General features: G+C 72.1%; 22 protein-coding genes. 8 read left to right on the forward strand and 14 right to left on the reverse strand.

Annotated features, from left to right (window positions below; translation table 11 throughout):
• Positions 1-72 precede the first annotated feature (72 nt).
• The 3 genes from ABD268_RS15300 to ABD268_RS15310 all read right to left on the reverse strand — a co-directional run bounded on the left by ABD268_RS15300 (position 73) and on the right by ABD268_RS15310 (position 4143).
• Entirely contained in the window at positions 73-1842 is a 1770-nt protein-coding gene (locus ABD268_RS15300) for a DEAD/DEAH box helicase (protein ID WP_344153941.1), read from the reverse strand.
• Positions 1843-1966: 124 nt separating this feature from the next.
• Positions 1967-3802 (reverse strand): glutamine--fructose-6-phosphate transaminase (isomerizing), encoded by a 1836-nt coding sequence (gene glmS, locus ABD268_RS15305; protein ID WP_344153944.1) that lies wholly within the window; start codon positions 3800-3802, stop codon positions 1967-1969.
• Positions 3803-3873: 71 nt separating this feature from the next.
• Positions 3874-4143, reverse strand: a complete 270-nt coding sequence (locus tag ABD268_RS15310; RefSeq protein ID WP_425573737.1) for a hypothetical protein — start codon at positions 4141-4143, stop codon at positions 3874-3876.
• A gap of 262 nt (positions 4144-4405) precedes the next feature.
• Between ABD268_RS15310 and ABD268_RS15315 the strand changes: the two genes are divergently transcribed.
• From ABD268_RS15315 to ABD268_RS15335, 5 genes are all read left to right on the forward strand, one after another.
• Positions 4406-4546 carry a hypothetical protein gene (locus tag ABD268_RS15315; protein ID WP_344153947.1) on the forward strand — a complete coding sequence of 47 codons (141 nt, stop codon included), beginning with the start codon at positions 4406-4408 and terminating at the stop codon, positions 4544-4546.
• A gap of 91 nt (positions 4547-4637) precedes the next feature.
• A complete protein-coding gene (locus tag ABD268_RS15320; protein WP_344153949.1) occupies positions 4638-5825 on the forward strand; it encodes an acyl-CoA dehydrogenase family protein in 1188 nt (395 codons plus the stop codon).
• A 94-nt stretch (positions 5826-5919) separates the two neighbouring features.
• On the forward strand, positions 5920-6525 hold the full coding sequence (locus tag ABD268_RS15325) for a YceI family protein (protein WP_344153952.1): 606 nt from the start codon (positions 5920-5922) through the stop codon (positions 6523-6525).
• 146 nt (positions 6526-6671) lie between these two features.
• A complete protein-coding gene (locus tag ABD268_RS15330; protein WP_344153955.1) occupies positions 6672-7595 on the forward strand; it encodes a GNAT family N-acetyltransferase in 924 nt (307 codons plus the stop codon).
• A complete protein-coding gene (locus tag ABD268_RS15335) occupies positions 7592-8494 on the forward strand; it encodes a GNAT family N-acetyltransferase (RefSeq protein ID WP_344153958.1) in 903 nt (300 codons plus the stop codon). The genes ABD268_RS15330 and ABD268_RS15335 overlap by 4 nt, the downstream gene beginning before the upstream one ends.
• A 118-nt stretch (positions 8495-8612) precedes the next feature.
• Here ABD268_RS15335 and ABD268_RS15340 read toward each other — a convergent pair whose 3' ends face one another.
• From ABD268_RS15340 to ABD268_RS15360, 5 genes are all read right to left on the reverse strand, one after another.
• Positions 8613-9263 carry a hypothetical protein gene (locus tag ABD268_RS15340; RefSeq protein ID WP_344153961.1) on the reverse strand — a complete coding sequence of 217 codons (651 nt, stop codon included), beginning with the start codon at positions 9261-9263 and terminating at the stop codon, positions 8613-8615.
• 7 nt (positions 9264-9270) lie between these two features.
• The gene (locus ABD268_RS15345) at positions 9271-10371 is read right to left on the reverse strand and encodes an FUSC family protein (protein WP_344153964.1); all 1101 of its coding nucleotides are present in this window, start codon (positions 10369-10371) and stop codon (positions 9271-9273) included.
• On the reverse strand, positions 10371-11588 hold the full coding sequence (locus tag ABD268_RS15350) for an acyl-CoA dehydrogenase family protein (protein WP_344153967.1): 1218 nt from the start codon (positions 11586-11588) through the stop codon (positions 10371-10373). The genes ABD268_RS15345 and ABD268_RS15350 overlap by 1 nt, the downstream gene beginning before the upstream one ends.
• An 88-nt stretch (positions 11589-11676) precedes the next feature.
• Positions 11677-13347 (reverse strand): monocarboxylate uptake permease MctP, encoded by a 1671-nt coding sequence (gene mctP, locus ABD268_RS15355; protein ID WP_344153970.1) that lies wholly within the window; start codon positions 13345-13347, stop codon positions 11677-11679.
• Complete coding sequence (locus tag ABD268_RS15360; protein ID WP_344153973.1) at positions 13344-13619, reverse strand: DUF3311 domain-containing protein; 276 nt, start codon at positions 13617-13619, stop codon at positions 13344-13346. The genes mctP and ABD268_RS15360 overlap by 4 nt, the downstream gene beginning before the upstream one ends.
• A gap of 56 nt (positions 13620-13675) precedes the next feature.
• Here ABD268_RS15360 and ABD268_RS15365 point away from each other — a divergent pair, with 56 nt between their 5' ends.
• Complete coding sequence (locus ABD268_RS15365) at positions 13676-14467, forward strand: hypothetical protein (RefSeq protein WP_344153976.1); 792 nt, start codon at positions 13676-13678, stop codon at positions 14465-14467.
• Between the two features lie 32 nt (positions 14468-14499).
• On the opposite strand, the gene ABD268_RS15370 is transcribed toward ABD268_RS15365, so the two are convergent.
• The 5 genes from ABD268_RS15370 to ABD268_RS15390 all read right to left on the reverse strand — a co-directional run bounded on the left by ABD268_RS15370 (position 14500) and on the right by ABD268_RS15390 (position 19403).
• Positions 14500-14889, reverse strand: coding sequence for a DUF1707 SHOCT-like domain-containing protein (locus tag ABD268_RS15370; protein WP_344153979.1), 390 nt, complete (start codon positions 14887-14889; stop codon positions 14500-14502).
• A complete protein-coding gene (locus ABD268_RS15375) occupies positions 14886-15524 on the reverse strand; it encodes a PadR family transcriptional regulator (protein WP_344153982.1) in 639 nt (212 codons plus the stop codon). Before ABD268_RS15375 ends, ABD268_RS15370 begins: the two co-directional genes overlap by 4 nt.
• Positions 15525-15670: 146 nt before the next feature.
• A complete protein-coding gene (locus ABD268_RS15380; RefSeq protein ID WP_344153985.1) occupies positions 15671-17596 on the reverse strand; it encodes a M3 family metallopeptidase in 1926 nt (641 codons plus the stop codon).
• Positions 17597-17784: 188 nt separating this feature from the next.
• Positions 17785-19014 (reverse strand): RNA polymerase sigma factor, encoded by a 1230-nt coding sequence (locus ABD268_RS15385; RefSeq protein ID WP_344153988.1) that lies wholly within the window; start codon positions 19012-19014, stop codon positions 17785-17787.
• Positions 19015-19031: 17 nt separating this feature from the next.
• A complete protein-coding gene (locus tag ABD268_RS15390; protein ID WP_344153991.1) occupies positions 19032-19403 on the reverse strand; it encodes a YciI family protein in 372 nt (123 codons plus the stop codon).
• 152 nt (positions 19404-19555) lie between these two features.
• On the opposite strand from ABD268_RS15390, the gene ABD268_RS15395 reads away from it, so the two are divergent.
• Both ABD268_RS15395 and ABD268_RS15400 read left to right on the forward strand, forming a co-directional pair.
• Entirely contained in the window at positions 19556-20203 is a 648-nt protein-coding gene (locus ABD268_RS15395) for a maleylpyruvate isomerase N-terminal domain-containing protein (protein WP_344153994.1), read from the forward strand.
• A 134-nt stretch (positions 20204-20337) separates the two neighbouring features.
• Complete coding sequence (locus ABD268_RS15400) at positions 20338-20934, forward strand: hypothetical protein (RefSeq protein WP_344153997.1); 597 nt, start codon at positions 20338-20340, stop codon at positions 20932-20934.
• 178 nt (positions 20935-21112) lie between these two features.
• On the opposite strand, the gene ABD268_RS15405 is transcribed toward ABD268_RS15400, so the two are convergent.
• Positions 21113-21676: HNH endonuclease signature motif containing protein (locus tag ABD268_RS15405; protein WP_344153999.1), on the reverse strand; the 564-nt coding region annotated here is incomplete at its 5' end.

A 21676-nucleotide genomic window follows, 5' to 3' on the forward strand; every position in this document is an offset into this window, starting at 1 on the left:
CGGCCACCCCGATGTGGCCTGCCTCACTCAAGCACCGGAGGTCCCGTGCTGACCAGCGTCGTCCGGCCTGGTCTAGTACTTCGGCTTCTTGGCCCGCGGCTTCCGCTTCTGGTCGTACCCGCCACGCTCCGGACCCTGCGCGCCGCGGGACGGGGCACCCTCGTCGCGGCGCAGCTCGATGAGCTTGCCGGAGATGCGGGTGGTCTGCAGCGCGTCCCACGCGGTGCCGGGCAGCTCGGCCGGCAGCTCGACCAGCGAGAAGTCGGGACGGATCTGGATGTGCCCGAAGTCGCTGCGGGAGAGTCCGCCCTCGTTGGCGATCGCGCCGACGATCTGGCGCGGCTCGACCTTGTGGCGCTTGCCGACCGCGATCCGGTAGGTCGCCATCGGGACGTCGGTGCGGCCGCGCGGGCGGCGCTCGCCGCGCTCGGGACGGTCGCCGCGGCCGGCGCCGTCACGCTGCGGGCGCTGGTCGCGGGCGATCCGGACCTCGTGCGCCGGGTCGAGCAGCAGCGGGGTCTCGCCCTGCGCCACCACCGCGAGCGCCGCGGCCACGTCGACCTCGGGCACGTCGTGCTCCCGGACGTAGTGGGCCACGATGTCGCGGAACTTCTCGATCCGGTCGGTGCTGGCCAGCGCCTCGGTGATCTGGTCGTCGAAGCGCGCGAGCCGGGTGACGTTGACGTCCTCCACCGACGGCAGCTGCATCTGCGTGAGCGGCTGACGGGTGGCCTTCTCGATCGCCTTGAGCAGGTAGCGCTCGCGCGGCGTCACGAACGAGATCGCGTCACCCTTGCGCCCGGCGCGGCCGGTGCGGCCGATCCGGTGCACGTAGGACTCGGTGTCGGTGGGGATGTCGTAGTTGACGACGTGGCTGATCCGCTCGACGTCGAGGCCGCGGGCGGCGACGTCGGTGGCGACCAGGATGTCGAGCTTGCCCGACTTGAGCTGGTTGACGGTGCGCTCGCGCTGGGCCTGGACGACGTCGCCGTTGATCGCGGCGGCCGAGAGCCCGCGGGCCCGCAGCTTCTCGGCGAGGGTCTCGGTCTCGTTCTTGGTGCGGACGAAGACGATCATCCCCTCGAAGTTCTCGACCTCGAGGATGCGCGTGAGGGCGTCGACCTTCTGGGGGTAGGACACCGTCAGGTAGCGCTGGGTGATGTTGGCCGCGGTGGCGGTCTTGTTCTTGACCGTGATCTCGACCGGGTCGTTGAGGTACTTCTTGGAGATCCGGCGGATCTGGCTCGGCATGGTGGCCGAGAACAGCGCGACGTTCTTCTCCGCGGGGGTGTCGGCGAGGATCGTCTCGACGTCCTCGGCGAAGCCCATGTTGAGCATCTCGTCGGCCTCGTCGAGCACCAGGAAGCGCAGCTCGGACAGGTCCAGCGTGCCCTTCTCCAGGTGGTCCATGATCCGGCCGGGGGTGCCCACGACGATGTGCACGCCGCGGCGCAGGGCGGACAGCTGCACGCCGTACCCCTGACCGCCGTAGACGGGCAGCACGTGCACGCCCTTGAGGCGGGCGGCGTACTTCTCGAAGGCCTCGCAGACCTGGAGCGCCAGCTCACGGGTCGGGGCGAGCACCAGCGCCTGGGGCGTCTTCTGCCGCAGGTCGAGGCGCGAGAGGATCGGCAGCGCGAAGGCGGCGGTCTTGCCGGTGCCGGTCTGGGCCAGGCCCACGACGTCGCGGCCCTCGAGCAGGGGCGGGATGGTGGCCGCCTGGATCGCCGACGGGGTCTCGTAGCCCACGTCGCGCAGGGCCTTGAGGACCGCGTCGTCGAGCCCGAGCTCAGCGAAGGTCGGGGTCTCCTCGCGGATGGGCTCGTTCTCTTCGGTACTCATGGAGTACGACGGTAGTGGGTCCCCACCCCCGCGTCCGATTCGCGGACGCGGAGTCCTGCGTCACGCCGGCCCCGAGCGCGCCGTATGCGCCGCGCTCGGGGCCCGTCGTACGGCGTACCCGTGACTACTCGACGGTGACCGACTTCGCCAGGTTCCGCGGCTTGTCGATGTCGTGACCGAGGTGCAGCGCGGCGTGGTAGGCCAGCATCTGCAGCGGCACGGTGAGCAGGATCGGGTCCAGCTCGCGCTCGTTGCGGGGTACGTCGATCCGCACCGCCGCGACCTCGCCGAGGTCGACCCCCTCGTGGGTGACCACGACCAGGGGACCGCGCCGGGCCGCGATCTCGTGCAGCGCCCCGACGTTGCGGCTGGTCAGCTCGTCGTCCGGCACGACCGCGACGGTCGGCACCGCCTCGGAGATCAGCGCCAGCGGGCCGTGCTTGAGCTCGGAGGTCTGGTAGGCCTCGGCGTGCCGGTAGGAGATCTCCTTGAACTTCTGCGCGCCCTCGCGGGCGGCGGGGAAGCCGCGGACCCGGCCGATGAAGAACAGGCTCTCCGACTCCGCGAGCCGGGTGGCGACCTCGGCCAGCTCGTCCTCCCGCTCCAGGATCTGCGCGATCTGGCCGGGGATCCGGGACAGGCCCTCGATCAGCCGCTTGCCGTCGGCGATGGACAGGTCGCGCACCCGGCCGAGCTGGAGGGCGAGCAGCGCGAAGCCGAGGAACATGTTGGTCAGCGCCTTGGTCGAGGCGACCGCCACCTCGGGGCCGGCGTGCAGGTAGATTCCGCCGTCGCACTCGCGCGCGATCGCGCTGCCCACGACGTTGACCAGGCCGACCACCCGGCCGCCCTTGCGCCGGACCTCCTGGACCGCGAGCAGGGTGTCGATGGTCTCGCCGGACTGGCTGACCGCGACGTAGAGCGTGTCCGGCTCGATGACCGGGTTGCGGTACCGGAACTCGCTGGCCGCCTCGGCGTCCGCCGGGATCCGGGCCAGCTCCTCGAGCAGGGCCGCGCCCATCTGGCCGACGTAGTACGCCGATCCGCAGCCGAGGATCTTCACGCGGCGGATCGCCCTGGTTTCACGTGGATCCATGTTCAGCCCGCCGAGGTGGGCGGTGCCGAACCGCTCGTCGAGGCGGCCGCGCAGCACCCGCTCGGCCGCGGCCGGCTGCTCGAGCATCTCCTTGTACATGAACGAGTCGTACTCGCCCGCGTCGTACGCCGCGGGGTCGATGTCGACGGTCGTGGCGGCCTTGCCGGTGGTGCTGAGCCCACTGGAGCCGGGGTCCTGGCGGTACGTCGTGAAGCCGGTCGCGGTCAGGGTGGCCAGCTCGCCGTCGTCGAGGTGGGCGACGGTGGTCGTGTAGCGCACCAGGGCGGCGAGGTCGGAGGCGACGTGCATCTCCTTCTCGCCCACGCCGATGATCAGCGGGCTGCCGTTGCGGGCGACGACCAGCCGGTCCGGGAAGTCCGCGTGCATGACCGCGATCCCGTAGGTCCCGTCGACGAGCGCGAGCGCGTCGCGCACCTTGCCCTCGAGCGTGTCCGCGTCCGAGCGCGCCACCAGGTGGGCGAGCACCTCGGTGTCGGTGTCGGAGACGAGGTCGACGCCGTCGTCGGCCAGCTGCTGGCGCAGCGCGGCGGCGTTGTCGATGATCCCGTTGTGGACCACCGCCACGTCGCCCTTGGTGTCGGTGTGCGGGTGCGCGTTGACGTCGGTCGCCGGGCCGTGGGTGGCCCAGCGGGTGTGCCCGATGCCGACCTTGCCGGCGAACCGCTTCGGCAGCTCATCGCTCAGGTCACGGACCCGGCCGGCCTTCTTGGCCACCCGGACCCCGGAGGTGCCCAGCACCGCCACCCCGGCCGAGTCGTAGCCGCGGTGCTCGAGCCTGGTCAGGCCCTCCAGCAGCAGCGGCGCGGCCTGCTGGCCGCCGACGTACCCGACGATTCCGCACATCTCTTGTCTCCCTCGTGGTTCGTTCTCGCGTGTTCGTTGATCGAGCAGGTCGCGCAGCGACCGGGTCGAGATCAGCCATAGACGATGCGGCGCAGCTGCCGCTCGCTGAGACCGGGGGCGGCGACCACGCGGCCGGCCAGCTCCTCGGCGATACGGGCGAAGATCTCGTCGTTCCTCGCCCCGTAGGTCTTCATCTGCGCGTGCCTGCGCCGCACGTAGTCCTCCACCGGCTCGGCGTGGAAGGCGACGACGTCCTCGACGACCCGGGCCGCCTCCGCGGGCGACAGCCCGGTGCTGGCGGCGATGCGGGCGACGAGCGCGGCATCCGGAGGGGCAGGCACGACGCCGATGCTGCACCCGCGCCATCCCCAGCGGCAACTTCCTGCCCGAAATCGGGCAGGAAGTCGGCAATCCCCGGAGACGGCCGCGTGACGCCCGGCGGGCAGTGGGACCACCTCCCGTCACAGGGGAGCGGACGCCGCTCCTGACGCCTTCAGCGGACCCCGGAATGGAGCGTCGAGGCCGTTCTTGGCGGAATTCCACCCCTCCTGGTGGAGGTGAGGTACGCTTGGTGAACAGAAGGTGAACGAAAGGTGTCCTGACATGAACACGCAGATGACTGGCGGTCTCGTCCAGACGTGGGTGAGGGTCGTCGACGAGCGTGGGTGGGCGCACCTGGAGGCTCGCTGGGTGGCGGCGCCCGACGCCCCGTCCGAGACCCCGGCGCACTCCCACGCCGCCTGACCCACAGCGCCTGACGCAGACGGCACCCGGAGCCGCGATCCCCGACGGGGACCGCGGCTCTCGTGCGTCCGGGGCGGGCCATGATGGGGGCATGACCGGACCGCTCTCCCCCCTCGCCCTGCTCGACACCGACTCCCTGGTCTCCGAGGAGGACCGCGCCATGCGCGACACCGTGCGCGCGTTCGTGGACGACCGGCTGCGACCGGAGATCGCGGGCTGGTACGAGCGCGGGGAGGTGCCGGTGCGTGACCTCGCCCTGGAGTTCGGGAAGCTCGGGCTGCTCGGCATGCACCTCGAGGGGTACGGCTGCGCGGGCACCAGCGCCACGGCGTACGGGCTCGCCTGCCTGGAGATGGAGGCCGGCGACTCCGGGCTGCGCTCGATCGTGTCGGTGCAGGGGTCGCTGGCGATGTACGCGATCTGGAAGCACGGCTCCCCGGAGCAGAAGGAGGAGTGGCTGCCCCGGATGGCGACCGGGGAGGCGATCGGCTGCTTCGGTCTCACCGAGCCGGACTTCGGGTCCAACCCCGGCGGCATGCGCACCCGCGCCGTCCGTGACGCGGCCCCCGACGGGCAGGGCGACTGGGTGCTCACCGGCAACAAGATGTGGATCACCAACGGCTCGGTCGCCGACGTCGCCGTCATCTGGGCGCGCACCGACGAGGGGGTGCGCGGCTTCGTGGTGCCCACCGGCACCCCCGGCTTCACCGCCACCGAGATCCGGCACAAGATGTCGCTGCGCGCGTCGGTCACCGCCGAGCTGGCGCTGGACGGCGTACGACTGCCCGCGTCGGCGATGCTGCCCGAGGCGCGCGGGCTCTCCGGCCCGCTGTCCTGCCTGACCGAGGCCCGGTTCGGGATCATCTTCGGCGCGCTGGGCGCGGCGCGCGACTGCCTCGAGACGACGATCGCCTACGCGCGCGAGCGCGAGATCTTCGACCGGCAGCTGGCGTCCTACCAGCTCACCCAGGCCAAGCTCGCCGACATGGCCGTCGAGCTCGGCAAGGGGATGCTGCTCGCCCTCCACCTCGGCCGACTCAAGGACGAGGGCCGGCTGCCCGCGCCGGCGATCAGCGTCGGCAAGCTCAACAACACCCGGGAGGCGCTCGCGATCGCCCGCGAGTGCCGCACGATCCTCGGCGCCGCGGGGATCACGCTGGAGTACCCGCTCATGCGGCACGCCAACAACCTGGAGTCGGTGCTCACCTACGAGGGCACCTCCGAGGTGCACCAGCTCGTGATCGGCCAGGCGCTGACCGGGGAGTCGGCGTTCCGGTGAGCGTGTCCCAGATCACACCTGTCGGGGAATGAAACGGACCGAGGTCCGGTTTGAATGATTGAAAGTTGAACAAACCCGACCGCAGGAGCAGACCATGAACTTCTTCAAGAGCACCAAGACCGCCGCCCCCGTCGAGACCTTCGACGCCCCCACCGCCGCCGTCGGGGACATCACCGGCGACTACACCATCGACCCGACCCACAGCCGGCTCGGCTTCAGCGCCCGCCACGCCATGGTCACGACCGTGCGCGGCCAGTTCACCGACTTCTCGGGCACGGCCCACATCGACGCCGCGAACCCGGGCGCCTCGAAGGTCGAGCTGACCATCCAGACCGGCAGCATCGACACCGGCGTCGCCGACCGCGACGGCCACCTGCGCTCCGCCGACTTCTTCGACGCCGACAACAACAAGGAGATCACCTTCGTCTCGACCAAGGTCGAGCGCGAGGACGAGTCCACCTGGCTGATCACCGGCGACCTGACCATGAAGGGTGTTGCCAAGCCGGTCACCATCGAGTTCGAGTCCACCGGCTCCGCCCGCGACCCCTTCGGCAACCTGCGGGTCGGCTTCGAGGGTGCGACCGCGATCAACCGCAAGGACTGGGACCTGACCTGGAACGCCGCACTCGAGACCGGCGGCGTGCTCGTCTCCGAGAAGATCAAGCTCGAGTTCGACGTCTCGGCGATCCAGAGCGCCTGACACCTTCGGTGGTCGAGCTCGGCCCGGTGGTCGAGCTCGGCCCGGTGGTCGAGCTTGTCGAGACCACCCTGCTGCACCACGGTCCGGACCGGGCCGCCGAGAAAATTCGGCGGCCCCGTCGGCCATTTCCTGCTGCAATGACGCGCATGACCGCAACGCTCGACCTCCCCGCCGGCCTCACCGCTCGGCCGCTGGTCGCCTCCGACGCCGCCGCGGTGACCGCGGTGATGGCCGCCCAGCAGCTCGCCGACACCGGCGAGGTCTCCATCGAGGAGGCCGACATCGTCGCCGACTGGCAGGTCCCCGGGTACGTCGTCAGCGAGCACGCCGTGGGCGTCTTCGAGGGTGACCGGCTGATCGGCTACGCCGAGGTGACCACCGGCGACCGGGGCGACGCCTCGGTGCACCCCGACCACAACGGCCGCGGCATCGGCACCCGGCTCGCCCTGTGGATGCAGGCCCGGGCCCGCGAGGCGGGCGCCTCCGTCATCGGCATGCCGGTGCCGCAGGACTCGCCGGGCGACAAGCTGCTCGAGTCTCTCGGCTACCACGTGCGCTGGACCAGCTGGGTCCTGCAGCTCCCCGAGGGCGCGCGGATCCCGGAGCGCCCGCTGCCCGAGGGGTACGCCGTCCGCGCGGCCACCGAGGACGACCACCGCGCCTGCTGGACCGTGCAGGAGGACGCCTTCCTGGAGTGGTCGGCCCGCGAGCGCGAGCCGTTCGAGCAGTGGGAGGCCGAGATCCCGCGCCGGCCCGGCTTCGAGCCGTGGAACCTCCGCGTCGTCACCGACCCGGCCGGCGAGGTCGTCGCCCTGGCCGTCGTGCAGATGAGCCCGACGTGCGCCTTCATCGCCCGGCTCGCGACCCGCCAGGACCAGCGCGGCAAGGGCCTGGCCCAGGCGCTCCTGGTCGACGCCTTCGCCCAGGCGGTCGAGCGCGGCGCCGAGCGCTGCGAGCTCTCCACCGACTCCCGCACCGGCACGCTCGGCCTCTACGAGAAGGTCGGCATGCAGATCACGTCGGTCTGGGTCAACCGCGCCATCGAGGTCACGCCGGCGGCGACCCGATGACCCACCTCGACCTCCCCGCGGGCCTCACCGCCCGGCCGCTCACGATGGCCGACGGCCCCGGCGTCCATGCCGCGATCGCGGCGGAGGAGGTCGTCGACCTGGGCGAGCCGGACCTGACGCTCGAGGATGTCGTGAGCGACTGGCAGCGCCCGTCGTACGACATCACCACGAGCACGATCGGCGTCTTCGAGGGGGACAGCCTGGTCGGGTACGGCGATCTTGCCGGCCCGGACACGGCGTACGCCGCGGTGCACCCCGACCACCAGGGACGCGGCATCGGCACCGCCATCGCGCACTGGCTGCAGGCGACCGCCCGCGCGGCCGGGTCGACGGTCATCGGCACCCAGGTGCCGCAGGGCAGCGCGGCCGACCGGCTGATGACGGACCTGGGATACCGGCTGCGTTGGACGGCCTGGGACCTCGAGCTTCCGGAGGGTCGTCGGATCGACGAGCAGCCGCTGCCCGGAGGCTTCACGCTCCGCGACGCGACCGAGGCCGACCACGAGGCGGCGTGGACCCTGGTCGAGGACGCGTTCCTCGAGTGGTCAGACCGTCAGCGGCACAGTCTGGAGGACTGGGGCGCAATGGTCTGGGGGCGCCCCGGCTTCGAGCCGTGGAACCTCCGGCTGCTGCACGCGCCGGGCGGCGAGCTCGTCGGTGCCACCCACGTCTTCCTCTCCGGCGAGAGCGGGTACGTCGCCCGCGTCGCCGTCCGCCCCGACCACCGCGGCCGCGGCCTCTCGCGCAGCCTCCTGGCCGACGCCTTCGCCCGGGCCCGCGAGCACGGCGCGGTTCGCTCCTACCTCTCGACCGACACCCGGGCCGGCGCCCGCGAGATCTACGAGCGGGTCGGGATGGTCGTCACCTCCACCTGGGTGAACCGCGCCATCGACCTCTGAGCCGAGTCGGCGCAGTTTCACGCCCCAGCCCGGCCGAGTCGGCGCAGTTTCACGCTGCGGCCCGGCCGAGTCGGCGCAGTTTGACCTCGCTCGGCGTACAACTGCGCCGACTCGACGGTCACTGCCGGTACAACTGCGCCGACTCGACGGTGGTGACGACCTCGGTGACCGAGGGTCGCCGCGGAGTGGAGGAGAACCCGAAGCGGCACGGCGGGTCGACGGGTGCGAGATCGCCCAGCTCCAGCCCGTCGAAGCGGCCGCCCGCGGCGGTCACGGCGCGGGTGTCGGTGGCGCCGTACCACTCGCGGCGCCCGTTGCCGGCGGTGCCGCGGGTCCGGACCCCGCGCAGCACCACCCGCGCCACCGGGTCGGTCAGGGCACACCAGGCCGGGCTCTCGGCGACCCGGGCGGGCACCCACCGCAGCAGCCGGCCCACCGGCGTCCGGCCACCCACGGTGAGGTCCAGCGAGAGGGACGGGGAGCGGAACGACCACGTCCGACCCGCCACGACCATCTCGACCGGCTCGATGCGGGTCTCGTCGAAGCGGTACGTCGCCTCGATGAACTCGGCCACCTCGGGCCGCGGCGCGAGCAGCACCCGGTGACCGGAGGCGGTCTCGACCATCGCGTCGGAGAAGGAGCCCAGGGGCGACTCGCGCCACTGACCGACCACCACCCTGGTCCCGCTGGTGCTGCCGGCGCCGGCGATCGACCCGCGGAACCGGTGCCGCTCGCCCCGGGCCGCGCCACCCGTCGTACGCCGGGTCACCACCGGGTCACAGCCCGGTCCGGGCGAACGGGAGCGGCGGCTGGCTCAGCGGGTTCGCCTTGGCCACCTCGTCCATCGAGTCGACGATGTTGCGCAGGTTGATGATCAGCGCGCCGTAGACCGGCCAGAGCCGGGGGGCGGGCTGCTCGGAGCCGAGCCGGTCGACGAGGTCGTTGAGCCGGTCGCGGACCGCGAGGATCGAGACCGGGTCCGCGGAGGTGATCGCCCGCCCGGCGTCACGCAGGAGCACGACGTACGCCTCCCGGAAGACCGACCGCCAGTCGCCGCTCTCGTCCATGCCGTGGTCGATCGTCTCGGCCATGCTGCGGGTCTCGGCGACGGCCTGCTCGAGCCGGCGCAGCAGCAGGAGCCACTCCTGCGGGTTGCGCAGCGCCTGTGCGGAGCGGCGCGGATTCATCCGCGCGCTCTCGCGGGCCTGCCGCACCAGCGCCCAGGCCTGGTCGACGTCCTGGTCGAGGCCCCGGGTCCGGTCGATCCAGCCGCGCACGTCCTCCCGCGTGCACCCGGCCGCGAGGCCGTCCCCGATGTCGCCGAGCAGCTCGCCGATCCGGTCGTCGAGGGCGTTCATGGCGGCGATGGCGGTGCGCGCCCGCAGCGGCGGCCAGACGACGAGGTTGACCAGCAGGCCGGTGGCGATCCCGATGGCCGTGTCCGAGAGACGGTGCACGAGCATGGTGTCGTCGGTGGCGAAACCGGTGGTCAGCACGACGACCGCCGTCGCCGCCACGGCCGTCCCCTGGCCCGACAGCCAGGGCAGCGCCCCGGCCGCGAAGCCGACGAGCAGCGCGACCGCGACCGAGGTCGGGCCGAGGCCGAACAGGTTCCCCGCCGCCCAGGCCACCAGCACGCCGAGCACGGCTCCGCCGACCTGGCGGGCACCCTCGGAGAAGGTGCGGTAGACCGTCGAGTGCACGACCAGCAGCGCCGCCCAGGGCGCGAGGAACGACAGCGGCAGGTGCCACACCCGGGTCGCGATCATCCACGCGATCACCGCCGCGGCCACGGTCTTGGCGACCTGGACCACCGCGGACCAGAAGACCGGGTCGTCCCAGCGTTCGCGCACCCGGGCGCGCAGGTCCTCTCGCATCAGCGGATGGGCGAGCCCGAGATCGAACGCGCGATGACCAGTCGCTGGATCTCGGAGGTGCCCTCGAAGATCGTGTAGATCTTCGCGTCGCGCGCCATCCGCTCGACCGGGTACTCGCGGGTGAAGCCGTTGCCGCCGAGGATCTGCATGGCGCGCTCGGTCACCTTCACCGCGGTCTCGCCGGCGAACAGCTTGGACATCGACCCCTCGGCGTTCTCGAACCTCTTGCCCTGGCGCGCCATCCACGCGGCCCGCCACACCAGCAGCCGGGAGGCCTCGATCGAGGTGGCCATGTCGGCCAGCATGAACGCGATCGCCTGGTTCTCGATGATCGGCTTGCCGAACTGCTCGCGGGTCCTCGCGTAGTCCAGCGCCACCTCGTACGCCGCGCGCGCGATGCCGATGGCCTGCGCGCCCACCGCGGGCCGGGTCCGCTCGAAGGTCGCCATGCTCGCGTTCGCGCCGCCGGAGCCGGTCCCCTCGCGCGCCCTGGCCATCCTGGCCTCGAGCTTCTCCCTGCCGCCGAGCAGGCAGCGCCCCGGCACCCGCACGCCGTCGAGGACCACCTCGGCGGTGTGGGAGGCGCGGATGCCGTGCTTGTGGAACTTCTGGCCCTGGCTGAGGCCCTTGGTCCCGGGCGGCACCACGAAGCTGGCCTGCCCGCGGGTGCGCAGCTCGGGGTCGACCACCGCGGTGACGACGTGGACGTCGGCGAGGCCGCCGTTGGTGGCCCAGGTCTTGGTCCCGTTGAGCACCCACTCGTCGCTCGCCTCGTCGTACGTCGCGCGGGTGCGCATCGCGCCGACGTCGGAGCCGGCGTCGGGCTCGGAGGAGCAGAACGCCGCGAGCTTCAGGTCACCGGGCGACCCGAACATCTGGGGCACCCACTCACCGACCTGCTCGTCGGTGCCGTTGGCGCGGACCCCCGCCGCGGCCAGCGCGGTGCCGACGATCGAGAGGCCGATGCCGGCGTCACCCCAGAACAGCTCCTCCATGGTGATCGGGATGCCGAGCCCGGTCTCGTCGAACGCCTGGGTGGCGAAGAAGTCCAGGGAGTAGAGCCCGATCTTGGCCGCCTCCTCGAGCACCGGCCAGGGGAACTCCTCCCGCTCGTCCCACTCGGCCGCGGCCGGACGGACGACGTCCGCGGCGAAGGTGTGGACCCATTCCCGCAGGTCGAGGTGGTCCTGGTCGAGGTCGAACGATGGGGTCGTCACGCCTCGACAGTAGCCAGTCCGGACCGCCCCGAAACCCTGTCTCGGGGCTGAGGCGTGCGCCGGGACGCACGCGTCAGCCCCGAGACGTTCAGGCGTGGGCGGGCGCCCCCGGGTCCAGCTCCTCCTCGACGCCCTCGTCGCCGAGGTCCGCGTGGTAGTCGTCGGGGTGGGTCTGGTCGACACCCTCGTCGATGTTCATCGCGCGCAGCCCGACCGAGAGGCCGACGCTCACCACCAGGTTGAGCAGCAGGGCGGTGAAACCGATGTACATCAAGGTGTCGAAGGGCATCCAGTCCGACCAGGGCACGCTCAGGAACGGGTCGAGCGGGCTGCCGAAGTGGCTCCCGGGGTCCCCGACCTTCGGGTTGTTGTACGCCGTCCACGTGCCGTAGAGCATGCCGACCGCCCAGCCGACCAACAGCGCCGTCCGGTGGAAGAACCGGGTGTAGAGCCCGATCACGATCGCAGGGAACGTCTGCAGGATCCAGACGCCGCCGAGCAGCTGCAGGTCGAGGGCGTAGGTCGTCGACACGAACAGCACGAACGCCAGCGCGCCGAACTTCACCAGCAGCGAGGCCAGCTTGCTCTGCTGCGCCTCCTGGGAGGGGGTGGCGCCCCGGTTGATGAACGCCTTGTAGATGTTGCGGGTCCACAGGTTCGCGGCCGCGATCGACATGATCGCGGCGGGCACGAGGGCGCCGATCACGATGGCCGCGAACGCGACGCCGGCGAACCAGTCGGGGAACTCGTTCTCGAACAGCTGCGGCACCGCCTGCTGCGGGTTGGTCACCTTGACCCCGGCCGCGATGGCGACGAAGCCGAGCAGGGCGAGCAGCCCCAGCAGGAAGGAGTACGCCGGCAGCAGCGCGGCGTTGCGGCGGATCACCGAGCGCTCCCGCGTCGACAGCACCGCGGTCACCGAGTGGGGGTACATGAACAGCGCCAGCGCCGAGCCGAGGGCCAGCGAGGCGTACGCCCAGTGCAGCAGCGGCGCCGGGATCACGCCCTTCGGGGCGGCCTGGCCGGCGGCGATCGCGTCGGCGTTCGAGCTGTTGAAGCTCGCGAACGAGTCGGTGGCGGTCGCGAAGATGTTGTCCCACCCGCCGACCTGCGAGGGCAGGTAGAGCACGGCGGCGATGATCACGATGTAGATCAGCAGGTCCTTGACGAACGCGATCAGCGCGGGTGCCCGGAGGCCCGAGGAGTAGGTGTACGCCGCGAGCACCACGAAGGCGATGAACAGCGGGAGGTCCTTGACGAACCAGTTGTCGCTGTCCGTGCCGATGCCCATCACCTCGAGGACGACCTGCATGCCGACCAGCTGCAGCGCGATGTAGGGCATCGTCGCGAGGATGCCGGTGAGCGCCACCGCGGTCGCCAGGGGGCGACTGTCGTAGCGGCCCTGCACGAAGTCGGCCGGGGTGACGTAGCCGTGCCGGTGCGAGACCGACCACAGCCGCGGCAGGAACAGGAAGATCAGCGGGTAGATCACGATCGTGTACGGCACCGCGAAGAAGCCGATCGAGCTGCCGGCGTACAGCAGGGCGGGCACCGCCACGAACGTGTACGCCGTGTAGAGGTCACCGCCGATCAGGAACCAGGCGATGAACGTCCCGAAGCCGCGGCCGCCGAGGCCCCACTCGTCGAGGTTGTCCAGCGCCTTCGCCCGACGCCAGCGGGCGGCCGCGAAGCCGAGGACCGTGACCAGCAGGAAGAAGAACAGGAAGACGCTGAACGTGATGGTGCTGACGCCGCTCATCGCTGTGCCCCCCGTCCCGCCGCCCGGGCCGCCCGGTCACGACGGTCGGCGCTCTTCGCGAGGTAGTAGGAGGCCACGGTGAGCACGACGGCGGCCGGGATCATCGCCAGCTGGGCCCAGAAGAAGAAGGGGAAGCCCCACAGGGTGGGGTCGGTCTTGTCGTAGAGCGGGACCAGCAGCGGGATCACCACTGCCGGTGCCAGCAGCACCAGGATGAGGACCCAGAGTCCTCGTGACGAGTCGCCCGACGGGCGAGGGGAATTGTCTGTCATCAGTACCCTCCGAGTGAGTGGTACCCGTTTTCGGGCCGGGTGTGACCATAGCCACCATGAATTCTTTCGTCACGGACCTGTCCCGCTACGACGACTGGCTGGCCTGGCTGGCCGACCAGGGTGCTACGGACCCCGACGTCCGCGTCGTGTGGGTCGGCGGCTCCGCCGCCACGGGCGGGTACGACGAGTGGTCGGACCTCGACGTCGACCTGCTGTGCACCCCGGGCGAGGCCGATGCCGTGCACGACCGGCTGGTGGCCAGGATCCGCGAGGACTTCGACGTCGACCACGTGTGGGAGCTGCCGAGGGCGACCTGGCCGGACGGCCGGCAGTGCTTCGTCAACCACCAGCAGCGGCCGGGAGCGCTCAAGGAGCCGACCCGGATCGTCGACCTGCACATCTCCGAGCTCTCCGACGCACACCGGTTCATCGACGTTCGCCGGCACGGCACCCCGATCGTGGTGCACGACCCCGACGGGCTGGTCGAGCTGCGCCACGACGACGAGGAGGCGATGCGACGCGCGATCGAGGAGGGCGTCGAGCAGATCGTGCAGCGGCGCGCCACCGCCGAGTGGCTGGTCAACCGGTCACTGCGTCGCGGCCAGATGCCCGAGGCGATCGCGTTCTACCTGAACTTCGCGCTCTCGCCGCTGGTGCGCCTGCTGCGGATCGAGCACTGTCCCTGGCGCCACGACTACGGGCTGCGCTACCTGCACACCGACCTGCCCGCCGACGTGGCGAACCGGATCTCGGCGCTGCTGCCCGGCAACGGCGACCTGGCCGAGCTCTCGGCCTCCTGCTTCGCCTGGACCGACGAGCTGCTCGCGAACGGGCTGGCGGTGAGCTGACCACCTGGCCTTCACGGCAGCTCGTCGCCGGGTCACCAGCGCCGGACGGTGGTGCGGCGGCGCAGCCGCGGGACCACGAAGAACCAGACCAGCAGCCCGATCAGGATGATCGGGATGTGCGTCAGCACGGTGATCACCAGGAGCACCACCAGCAGGGCGATCAGGGGGCCGGGCAGGCCGCGCGGCCTCGGCGCGGGAGGCGCCGCCGGCCAGAGACCGCGCAGCGGGGCGGGGGCGTACGCGCTGCCGGGCAGGTCCCGGAAGACCGGCGTCAGCTCGCCACGGGTCCGGGCGGCCCAGATCCGGTCCAGCCGGTCGCCGTGCTCCTCGGGGGTGAGTCGGCCCTGCGCGTAGTGCTCGGCCAGCTCGGTCGCCGCCCGGTCGCGCTCGGCGTCGCTGAGCCGGAGGTGCTGGTCGCTCATGACGTCGCCTCGTCCCCCTCGTCGCCGTCGGCCAGCAGTCCGTAGAGGCGACGCCGGGTGTCGACGAGGATCTCGACCGCGTCGCGCCGCTGGCGCTCGGAGCCCTGGGTGACGATCTGCCAGACCGCGCCCATCACCTGCCCGATCTCGGGCTTGAGGTCGGAGAAGCCGACGCCGTGCTCCTGGTCGCGCCGGGGCGACTCGAACGGGGTCCACACGGCGGCCAGCTCGTCGGCGTTGTCGGAGACGTAGGTCTGACCGGCGGCGGTCAGCCGCAGCGTGCGACGGCCGCGCTCGTCGTCGGCCTCCACCAGGCCCTCGTCCTCGAGCTGCTGGATGGTCGGGTAGACCGAGCCCGGGCTCGGCCGCCAGGCGCCGCCCGACCGCTCGGCGATCTGCTGGATCACCTGGTAGCCGTTGACCGGCTCACCCGCCTTCAGGCTGGCCCGCAGCACGTCGAGGATCGCCGCCCGCACGTCGCCGCGCCGGACCTTGGGTCCACGCTGCTCCTGCTGGGGCGCGCCGAACAGCCCGGCCACCCACGGCGGCGGTCCCGGCAGCCCGCCTCCTCCCGGCCGGCCGGCAGGCCACGGACCGCCCCAGCTCGCCCAGTTCCCCATGTCCCAGCTGCCCATCTCGCCCTCCCAGGCCGTCGCGGCGCGGACTATCGTCGACAGTTCGCGATATATCGCCATAGTACGCGTGAGGGGACGCCGGACAAGGGCTCTTCGGGCACATCTCACCGGGGCACGATCCCGCCCCGGCGAGCGCGCCGCGCTGCTCAGCGCGCCAGCCAGGCGGCGTACGCGTCGAAGGTGTACGGGCGGCCGAGGAAGTCGGCGACCAGGTCGGCGGCGTCCCTGCTTCCCCCGGGGGCCAGCACCAGGTCGCGGTAGCGGCGGGCCACCTCGGGCGCGAACAGGTCCTCGGGGTCGAAGGCGCTGAACAGGTCCTTGGCGATGACCAGCGACCACATGTAGGTGTAGTACGCCGAGGAGTAGCCCCCGAGGTGGCCGAAGCTCGCGAACATGTGGGTGTCCTCGATCCACGGGAACGGCGAGTACGCCGCCTGCAGCTCGCGCATCCGCGCGGTCAGGTCCGCCGGCCGCTCGGTGTGGAACCAGTAGGACATCGCGGCGTAGAACATCTGCGTGCGTGCGTGGTAGCCCTTCCCGAAGTCGTCGGCCGCCCGCATCCGCGCGACCAGGTCGGCGGGGATCGGCTCGCCGTCGGCGTTAGTGGCGAAGCTGCGCAGGATGTCGGCGTCCCACGCCCACTCCTCCAGCATCTGGCTGGGCGCCTCCACGAAGTCCCACTCGGTGGCGACCCCGGAGAAGCGCGTCCACTCGGCGCGGCCGGCGAGCACGTGGTGGACGAGGTGGCCGAACTCGTGGAACAGCGTGACCACGTGGTCGTGCTCCATCAGGCCGCGGGAGAAGTTGCAGACCAGCGCACCCTCCGAGAGCTGCCGGCCGGCGACGCCGTCGGCCAGGGTGAACTGGGCCGCGTGCTTGTACTTGCCCTCGCGCGGGTGCAGGTCGAGGTAGATCCGGGCGAACGGCGCACCGCCGTCGGCGTCGCGGACGTCGTACGCCGTGACCTCCTCGTGCCAGGTCGGCGTGTCGGCCACCGGCTCCCAGTGCAGCCCGAAGAGCCGGCCGGTGACGTCGAGCAGGCCCTGGCGCACCTTGGCGGCGTCGAAGTAGGTGCGCACCAGCTGGGCGTCGACGTCGAGCTGCTCCTTGCGGACCAGCTCCCCGTAGTGGCTCGCGTCGGCCTGGTCGATCGCGGTCGCGTCCGGCGCGTCGCGACGGAACCGCTCGAGCAGCACCTCGAGGTCGCGCCGCATCGGGTCCTCGGCAGCGGCGGTGATCCGGTCGATGAACTCGGGGATGGCCGGGCCGGTCCCGATCATCTTCACCGCGGCGTCGTAGGAGGCCCAGTCGGGGTGGCCGACCAGGTTCGCGAGCTCGTGGCGCAGCGCGAACATCTCGGTGAGCAGCGGCTCGCTCTGCGGCCAGCCGCGGTTGAGGAAGGCGACGGTGACCTCGCGGCGTACCCCCGGGTCGTGGGCGAACATCCGCACCGGCACCGAGTCCGGGTAGTCGGTCGTGACGGTGACGAGCCCCTCGTCGTCCGCGGGGTGGTCCGCGAGCCAGTCCGCGGGCATCCCGTCGAGCTGCTCCGGGGTGACCCGGACGGTCCGGACGTCGTCGCGGATGGTGCGGGAGAAGTCCTGGGCGAGCGTCGTCAGCCGCTCGTTGATCTCGGTGAGCCGGGCGCGGGTGGCGTCGTCCCGGTCCACGCCTGCCCGCCGGAAGTCCTCGAGGGTCTTGTCGAGAAGCCGGGTGGCGGCCGGATCCAGGCCGGCGGGGTCCAGCGCCGCGAAGACGTCGTACAGCCTGCGGTCCTGGCGCAGCTCGGTCGCGAGCCTGTCGACCTCGACCTGGGCCCGCTCGCAGCTGGTGCGCACCGGCTCCAGCGGGTGCACGTTGGCCCACAGCGAGCCGACCGCGTCCACGTTGCCCAGCTGCAGCGTGATCTCGTCCCAGGTGCGCAGCGCGGCGAGGGCGTCGGCCGGCGGCTCGGACCGGAGCCGTCCGGCCAGCTCGCGCGCGGCCGCCAGCCCGTCGCGGGTCCGCCCCTCCACCCACTCCTCGGCGTGGTCGGCGTCGGGCAGGGCGAGCGGCGTCAGGGCTTCGGTCACGCCGCCACCCTAGGCGGCAAGCCGCCGGTCAGGCGCGCACTTTCAGCGCCGGCGCCGGGCCCCGAGCATGACCCCCACCAACGCGATCACCAGCACGATGATCATGATCCAGAACCACACGGGCCTCGCCTCCTGCCCGCGACGCTAGGCGCGGCCGGGTCCCGCCCCCAGAGTCGTTGGGCCCGGGCTCACGGGGCCCGGAGCGTCCCCCGGCGCCGCGTCAGGTAGGCCCGCTCGGCCTCGTTGCCCGCCAGCTCGATCGCGGCGTCGTACGCCGTGCGCGCCTCGTCGCTGCGGCCGAGCCGGCGCAGCATCTCGGCACGCGTGACGTGCCAGGCGTGGTACGCCGCCAGCGGCAGCCGGTCGACCATCGCCAGGGCCACCTCAGGTCCGTCGAGCTCGGCCACCGCGACCGCCCGGTTCAGGGTGACGATCGGGCTGGGCGCGACCGCCTCGAGCTGGGCGTAGAGCGCGGCGATCTGCGCCCAGTCGGTGTCGGCGGTGGTGGGCGCGTCGGTGTGCACGGCGTTCACCGCGGCCAGCAGCTGGTACTGCCCGGGGCCGATGCCGGTCCGGTCGGACCGGGCCAGGCACTCGCGGACCAGCGCGTGCCCCTCGGCGATCAGGTCCCGGTCCCAGCCGCCGCGGTCCTGGTCGGGCAGCGGCACCAGCTCGCCGCCGGCGACCCGCACCGGGCGCCGCGCCTCGCTGAGCAGCATCAGCGCGAGCAGGCCGGCCACCTCCGGCGACTCCGGGAGCAGGTCGTGCAGCAGCCGCCCCAGCCGGATCGCCTCGCCGGTGAGCTCCGCGCGGACCGGGGCGCCGGCGCCGCTGGCGAGGTAGCCCTCGTTGTGGATGAGGTAGACCACCGCGAGCACGGCCGAGAGCCGGGCCGGGAGGTCCTCGGCGGCCGGCACCCGGTAGGGGATCCGGGCCTCCCTGATCTTCCGCTTCGCGCGGGTGAGCCGCTGCGCCATCGTCGTCTCGGGGACCAGGAAGGCCTGCGCGATCTCGGCGACGGTCAGGCCGCCGAGCAGGCGGAGGGTCAGCGCCACCTGCGCCTCGGGCGCGAGGGCGGGGTGGCAGCAGGTGAAGACCAGCCGAAGCCGGTCGTCGGTCACGACGCCGGTCGGCTCGTGCGGGGTGTCGTCCATGACGAGGAGGGCGGCGCGGTGCTTGGCGCCGCGGTGCGACTCGCGGCGGAGCCGGTCGATCGCGCGGTTGCCCGCGGTGGTCGTCAGCCACCCGCCCGGGTTGGGTGGTACGCCGTGCACGGGCCACCGCTCGACGGCGGCGAGCAGCGCCTCCGCGGCGGCGTCCTCGGCGACGTCGATGTCGCCGAAGCGCCGCACCAGGGAGGCGACCACCCGGCCGTACTCGGCGCGGTAGATCCGCTCGATCTCGTCCGTGGCACCCATCGGCCGCCCGCCGGGCCTCAGGCCGGCTCGTCCGCGGGGGGCTCGTCCTGGAAGGGACGGACCTCGACCTTCCCGGCGCAGGCGCGAGACCCCTCGGTGGCCCAGCGCAGCGCCGCGTCGAGGTCCGGAGCCTCGATGACCCAGAAGCCGCCCAGCCACTCCTTGGACTCCGCGAACGGCCCGTCTGTCACGATCGGCTTCTCACCGGTGGCGTCGACGGTCGTGGCCGAGGAGATCGGGTGCAGTCCCCCGGCGAACACCCAGGCGCCCTCGGCGCGCAGCTTGTCGTTGAAGCGGTCCACGGCCTCGAAGATCGGCTGCATCTCCTCCATCGTCTCCGGCATCGGCTCGCCCTCGACGTGGTGCACGGACAGCAGGTACTGCGTCATGGCTCTTCCTCCTCGAATCCTCGGGCCCCGCTGGCCCGGACACCTTCTCCACGAACGGGTCAGCCCGGATAAGACACCTTCTCCGAAAAGTTCTTCCGTTCCCAGCGTGGACGCGCGGCGACACCCGGACGCTGCGGCCCTACGGTGATCCCGTGACCGACTGGGGACAGCTCTACCGCGACAACGTCACCGCGCTGACCAAGCTCGCGACCGACCTGGCCGAGGAGCAGCTGTCCACCCACGTGCCGGCCACCCCCGCCTGGACCGTCGCGGACGTCTACGCCCACCTCGCCGGCGGCCCCGCTGACGCGCTGTCCGGGCGGATGGACGGCGCACCCGGCCCGGAGTGGACCGCCCGTCACGTCGGGGAGCGGGCCCGGCTCCCGCTCACCGTGCTGGTCGAGGAGATCCGCGCACAGCAGGACGCGGTCGCCGACTCGGTCGCCGACAGCCCCAGCCCGGCGCTGGTCTGGGACGTCACCGTCCACCACGCCGACCTCCACGAAGCCCTTGCCCTGGGCCGCCTGCCCGAGCAGCTGTGGCGCCCGGTGCTCGACTCCGCCGGCCCCCGCCTCGTCGGTCGGGCCGGCGTGACCGTGCGCTGCGACGGCAGCGTGTGGGGCGACCCGGACGTCGAGGCCGCGGCCGAGGTGGCGCCGTACGAGCTCTACCGCGCGATCTTCTCCCGCCGCTCGCGCCGGCAGATGCAGGCCTGGGGGCAGCCCGGGCTGGACGTCGGCCAGCTCGACGCCCTGTGCGTCTTCGGGCCGCGCGAGGACGATCAGCCGCAGCCGGCCTAGGCCCCCCAGAAGTCCCGCGGGGAAGGGACCTTTGGCCGAAACAAGCCGACCTCCGGCCCTGCGCCCGCTCGGCCCACTCATTTAACTTTCAATTGCATACACAACAATCACGCACTAGTCCAAGGAGACGAACAATGCGCTCGGCACTCGACAAGCTCATCTCAGGAGCCGGCGTCGGCCTGGCCGCCGTGCTGCTGGTGGCCGGAGGCCTCCTGGTGTGGGCCAACGCCTTCATCGGAGACCAGGTCCACGATCAGCTGTCCATGCAGGGCATCACCATGCCCGAGGGTGAGGCCCTGCAGAGCCTGCCCGCGGCCGACCGGAACGCACTCGAGGAGTACGCCGGGAGCCCGCTCGACACCGGGCCCGAGGCCAAGGCCTTCGCCGACCACTACATCCTGGTCCACATGAACGGGGCCAGCGACGGCCGCACCTACGAGGAGGTCAGCGGTGAGTACATCGCCATGACCGACCAGCAGAAGGCCTCCGCCGAAGGGCAGGCGCTCGGCGGCCTGCGCCAGACGCTCTTCATGGGCAACACCCTGCGCGGCCTGCTGCTCTACGGTTACGCGTTCGCGACCATCGGCACGATCGCCGGCATCGCCGCGATCGTCTCCCTCGTGGGCGCCGGACTCCTGCTGGTGCTCGTCGCCCTCGGGATTTGGCACGCCCGCCGGGTTCAGGAGCCCGCCGGGCGCCCCCTCGCCCGGCCAGACGTACAGACGGTCTGAGCGGCATCGATCGATCTCCTGGGTCCCGCGTCGGGCCCGGGAGATCTGCACGCTGAGGGTCCAGTCACTGCGAGCACCGTTCGGGCACGTCCGCCCTCGATGAGCCGAGCCGGGCGTAACGGACATGGGAGAGGAGGGACGGACTCCGGGCGCTGCCAAGAGGCCGGTCGCCCCTACGTCACTCGCGTCGGGGTCTGCTTCTGATCCACTCCGGGGGTGGGTGCCCGCGTTTGGGTGGGGGCCGGAACTCGGGTCTGCCGTCGTGGGGGTTGAGGCGGACCTGCCAGGGGGTGTGGTGGATGACCCGGTGGTGCTGGCCGCAGAGCAGGACGAGGTTCTCGAGCTTGGTGTGGCCGCCGTCGGCCCAGTGGGTGATGTGGTGGGCGTGGCACATGAGCGGGGGCCGGGTGCAGCCGGGGAAGGCGCAGTGCCGGTCCCGGCAGACCACGGCCCGCCAGATCGCTGGGGTGACCAGTCGGCAGGTGCGGCCGACGTCGAGGACCTCGCCGCGGCCGCCGAGGGCGACGGGGATGATGTCGGCGTCGCAGGCCAGCCGGCGGATCACCGAGGGCGCCAGCTCGAGCCCGTCGTCGGTGACCGCACCCAGGGGCGCGCCGGTGCTGGCGCCAGTGGTGTAGGTGGTGGTGCCGAGGGTGGCCCAGTCGATCTGCTGGCGCAGCACCTCCAGGGACGTGGTGACGGTGACCCGGGGTCTTGCGCCGTGGCAGTCCGGGGGCAGGTC

The organism is Nocardioides koreensis, from assembly GCF_039531775.1.
GTDB classification, from domain to species: Bacteria; Actinomycetota; Actinomycetes; order Propionibacteriales; family Nocardioidaceae; genus Nocardioides; species Nocardioides koreensis.

Bases quoted from the DNA above. Each gene is read 5' to 3' on its own strand.
- ABD268_RS15300 (WP_344153941.1), bottom strand. From the start codon at position 1,842: ATGAGTACCGAAGAGAACGAGCCCATCCGCGAGGAGACCCCGACCTTC.
- glmS (WP_344153944.1), bottom strand. From the start codon at position 3,802: ATGTGCGGAATCGTCGGGTACGTCGGCGGCCAGCAGGCCGCGCCGCTG.
- ABD268_RS15315 (WP_344153947.1), top strand. From the start codon at position 4,406: ATGAACACGCAGATGACTGGCGGTCTCGTCCAGACGTGGGTGAGGGTC.
- ABD268_RS15320 (WP_344153949.1), top strand. From the start codon at position 4,638: ATGACCGGACCGCTCTCCCCCCTCGCCCTGCTCGACACCGACTCCCTG.
- ABD268_RS15325 (WP_344153952.1), top strand. From the start codon at position 5,920: ATGAACTTCTTCAAGAGCACCAAGACCGCCGCCCCCGTCGAGACCTTC.
- ABD268_RS15330 (WP_344153955.1), top strand. From the start codon at position 6,672: ATGACCGCAACGCTCGACCTCCCCGCCGGCCTCACCGCTCGGCCGCTG.
- ABD268_RS15335 (WP_344153958.1), top strand. From the start codon at position 7,592: ATGACCCACCTCGACCTCCCCGCGGGCCTCACCGCCCGGCCGCTCACG.
- ABD268_RS15345 (WP_344153964.1), bottom strand. From the start codon at position 10,371: ATGCGAGAGGACCTGCGCGCCCGGGTGCGCGAACGCTGGGACGACCCG.
- mctP (WP_344153970.1), bottom strand. From the start codon at position 13,347: ATGAGCGGCGTCAGCACCATCACGTTCAGCGTCTTCCTGTTCTTCTTC.
- ABD268_RS15360 (WP_344153973.1), bottom strand. From the start codon at position 13,619: ATGACAGACAATTCCCCTCGCCCGTCGGGCGACTCGTCACGAGGACTC.
- ABD268_RS15365 (WP_344153976.1), top strand. From the start codon at position 13,676: ATGAATTCTTTCGTCACGGACCTGTCCCGCTACGACGACTGGCTGGCC.
- ABD268_RS15370 (WP_344153979.1), bottom strand. From the start codon at position 14,889: ATGAGCGACCAGCACCTCCGGCTCAGCGACGCCGAGCGCGACCGGGCG.
- ABD268_RS15375 (WP_344153982.1), bottom strand. From the start codon at position 15,524: ATGGGCAGCTGGGACATGGGGAACTGGGCGAGCTGGGGCGGTCCGTGG.
- ABD268_RS15385 (WP_344153988.1), bottom strand. From the start codon at position 19,014: ATGGGTGCCACGGACGAGATCGAGCGGATCTACCGCGCCGAGTACGGC.
- ABD268_RS15390 (WP_344153991.1), bottom strand. From the start codon at position 19,403: ATGACGCAGTACCTGCTGTCCGTGCACCACGTCGAGGGCGAGCCGATG.
- ABD268_RS15400 (WP_344153997.1), top strand. From the start codon at position 20,338: ATGCGCTCGGCACTCGACAAGCTCATCTCAGGAGCCGGCGTCGGCCTG.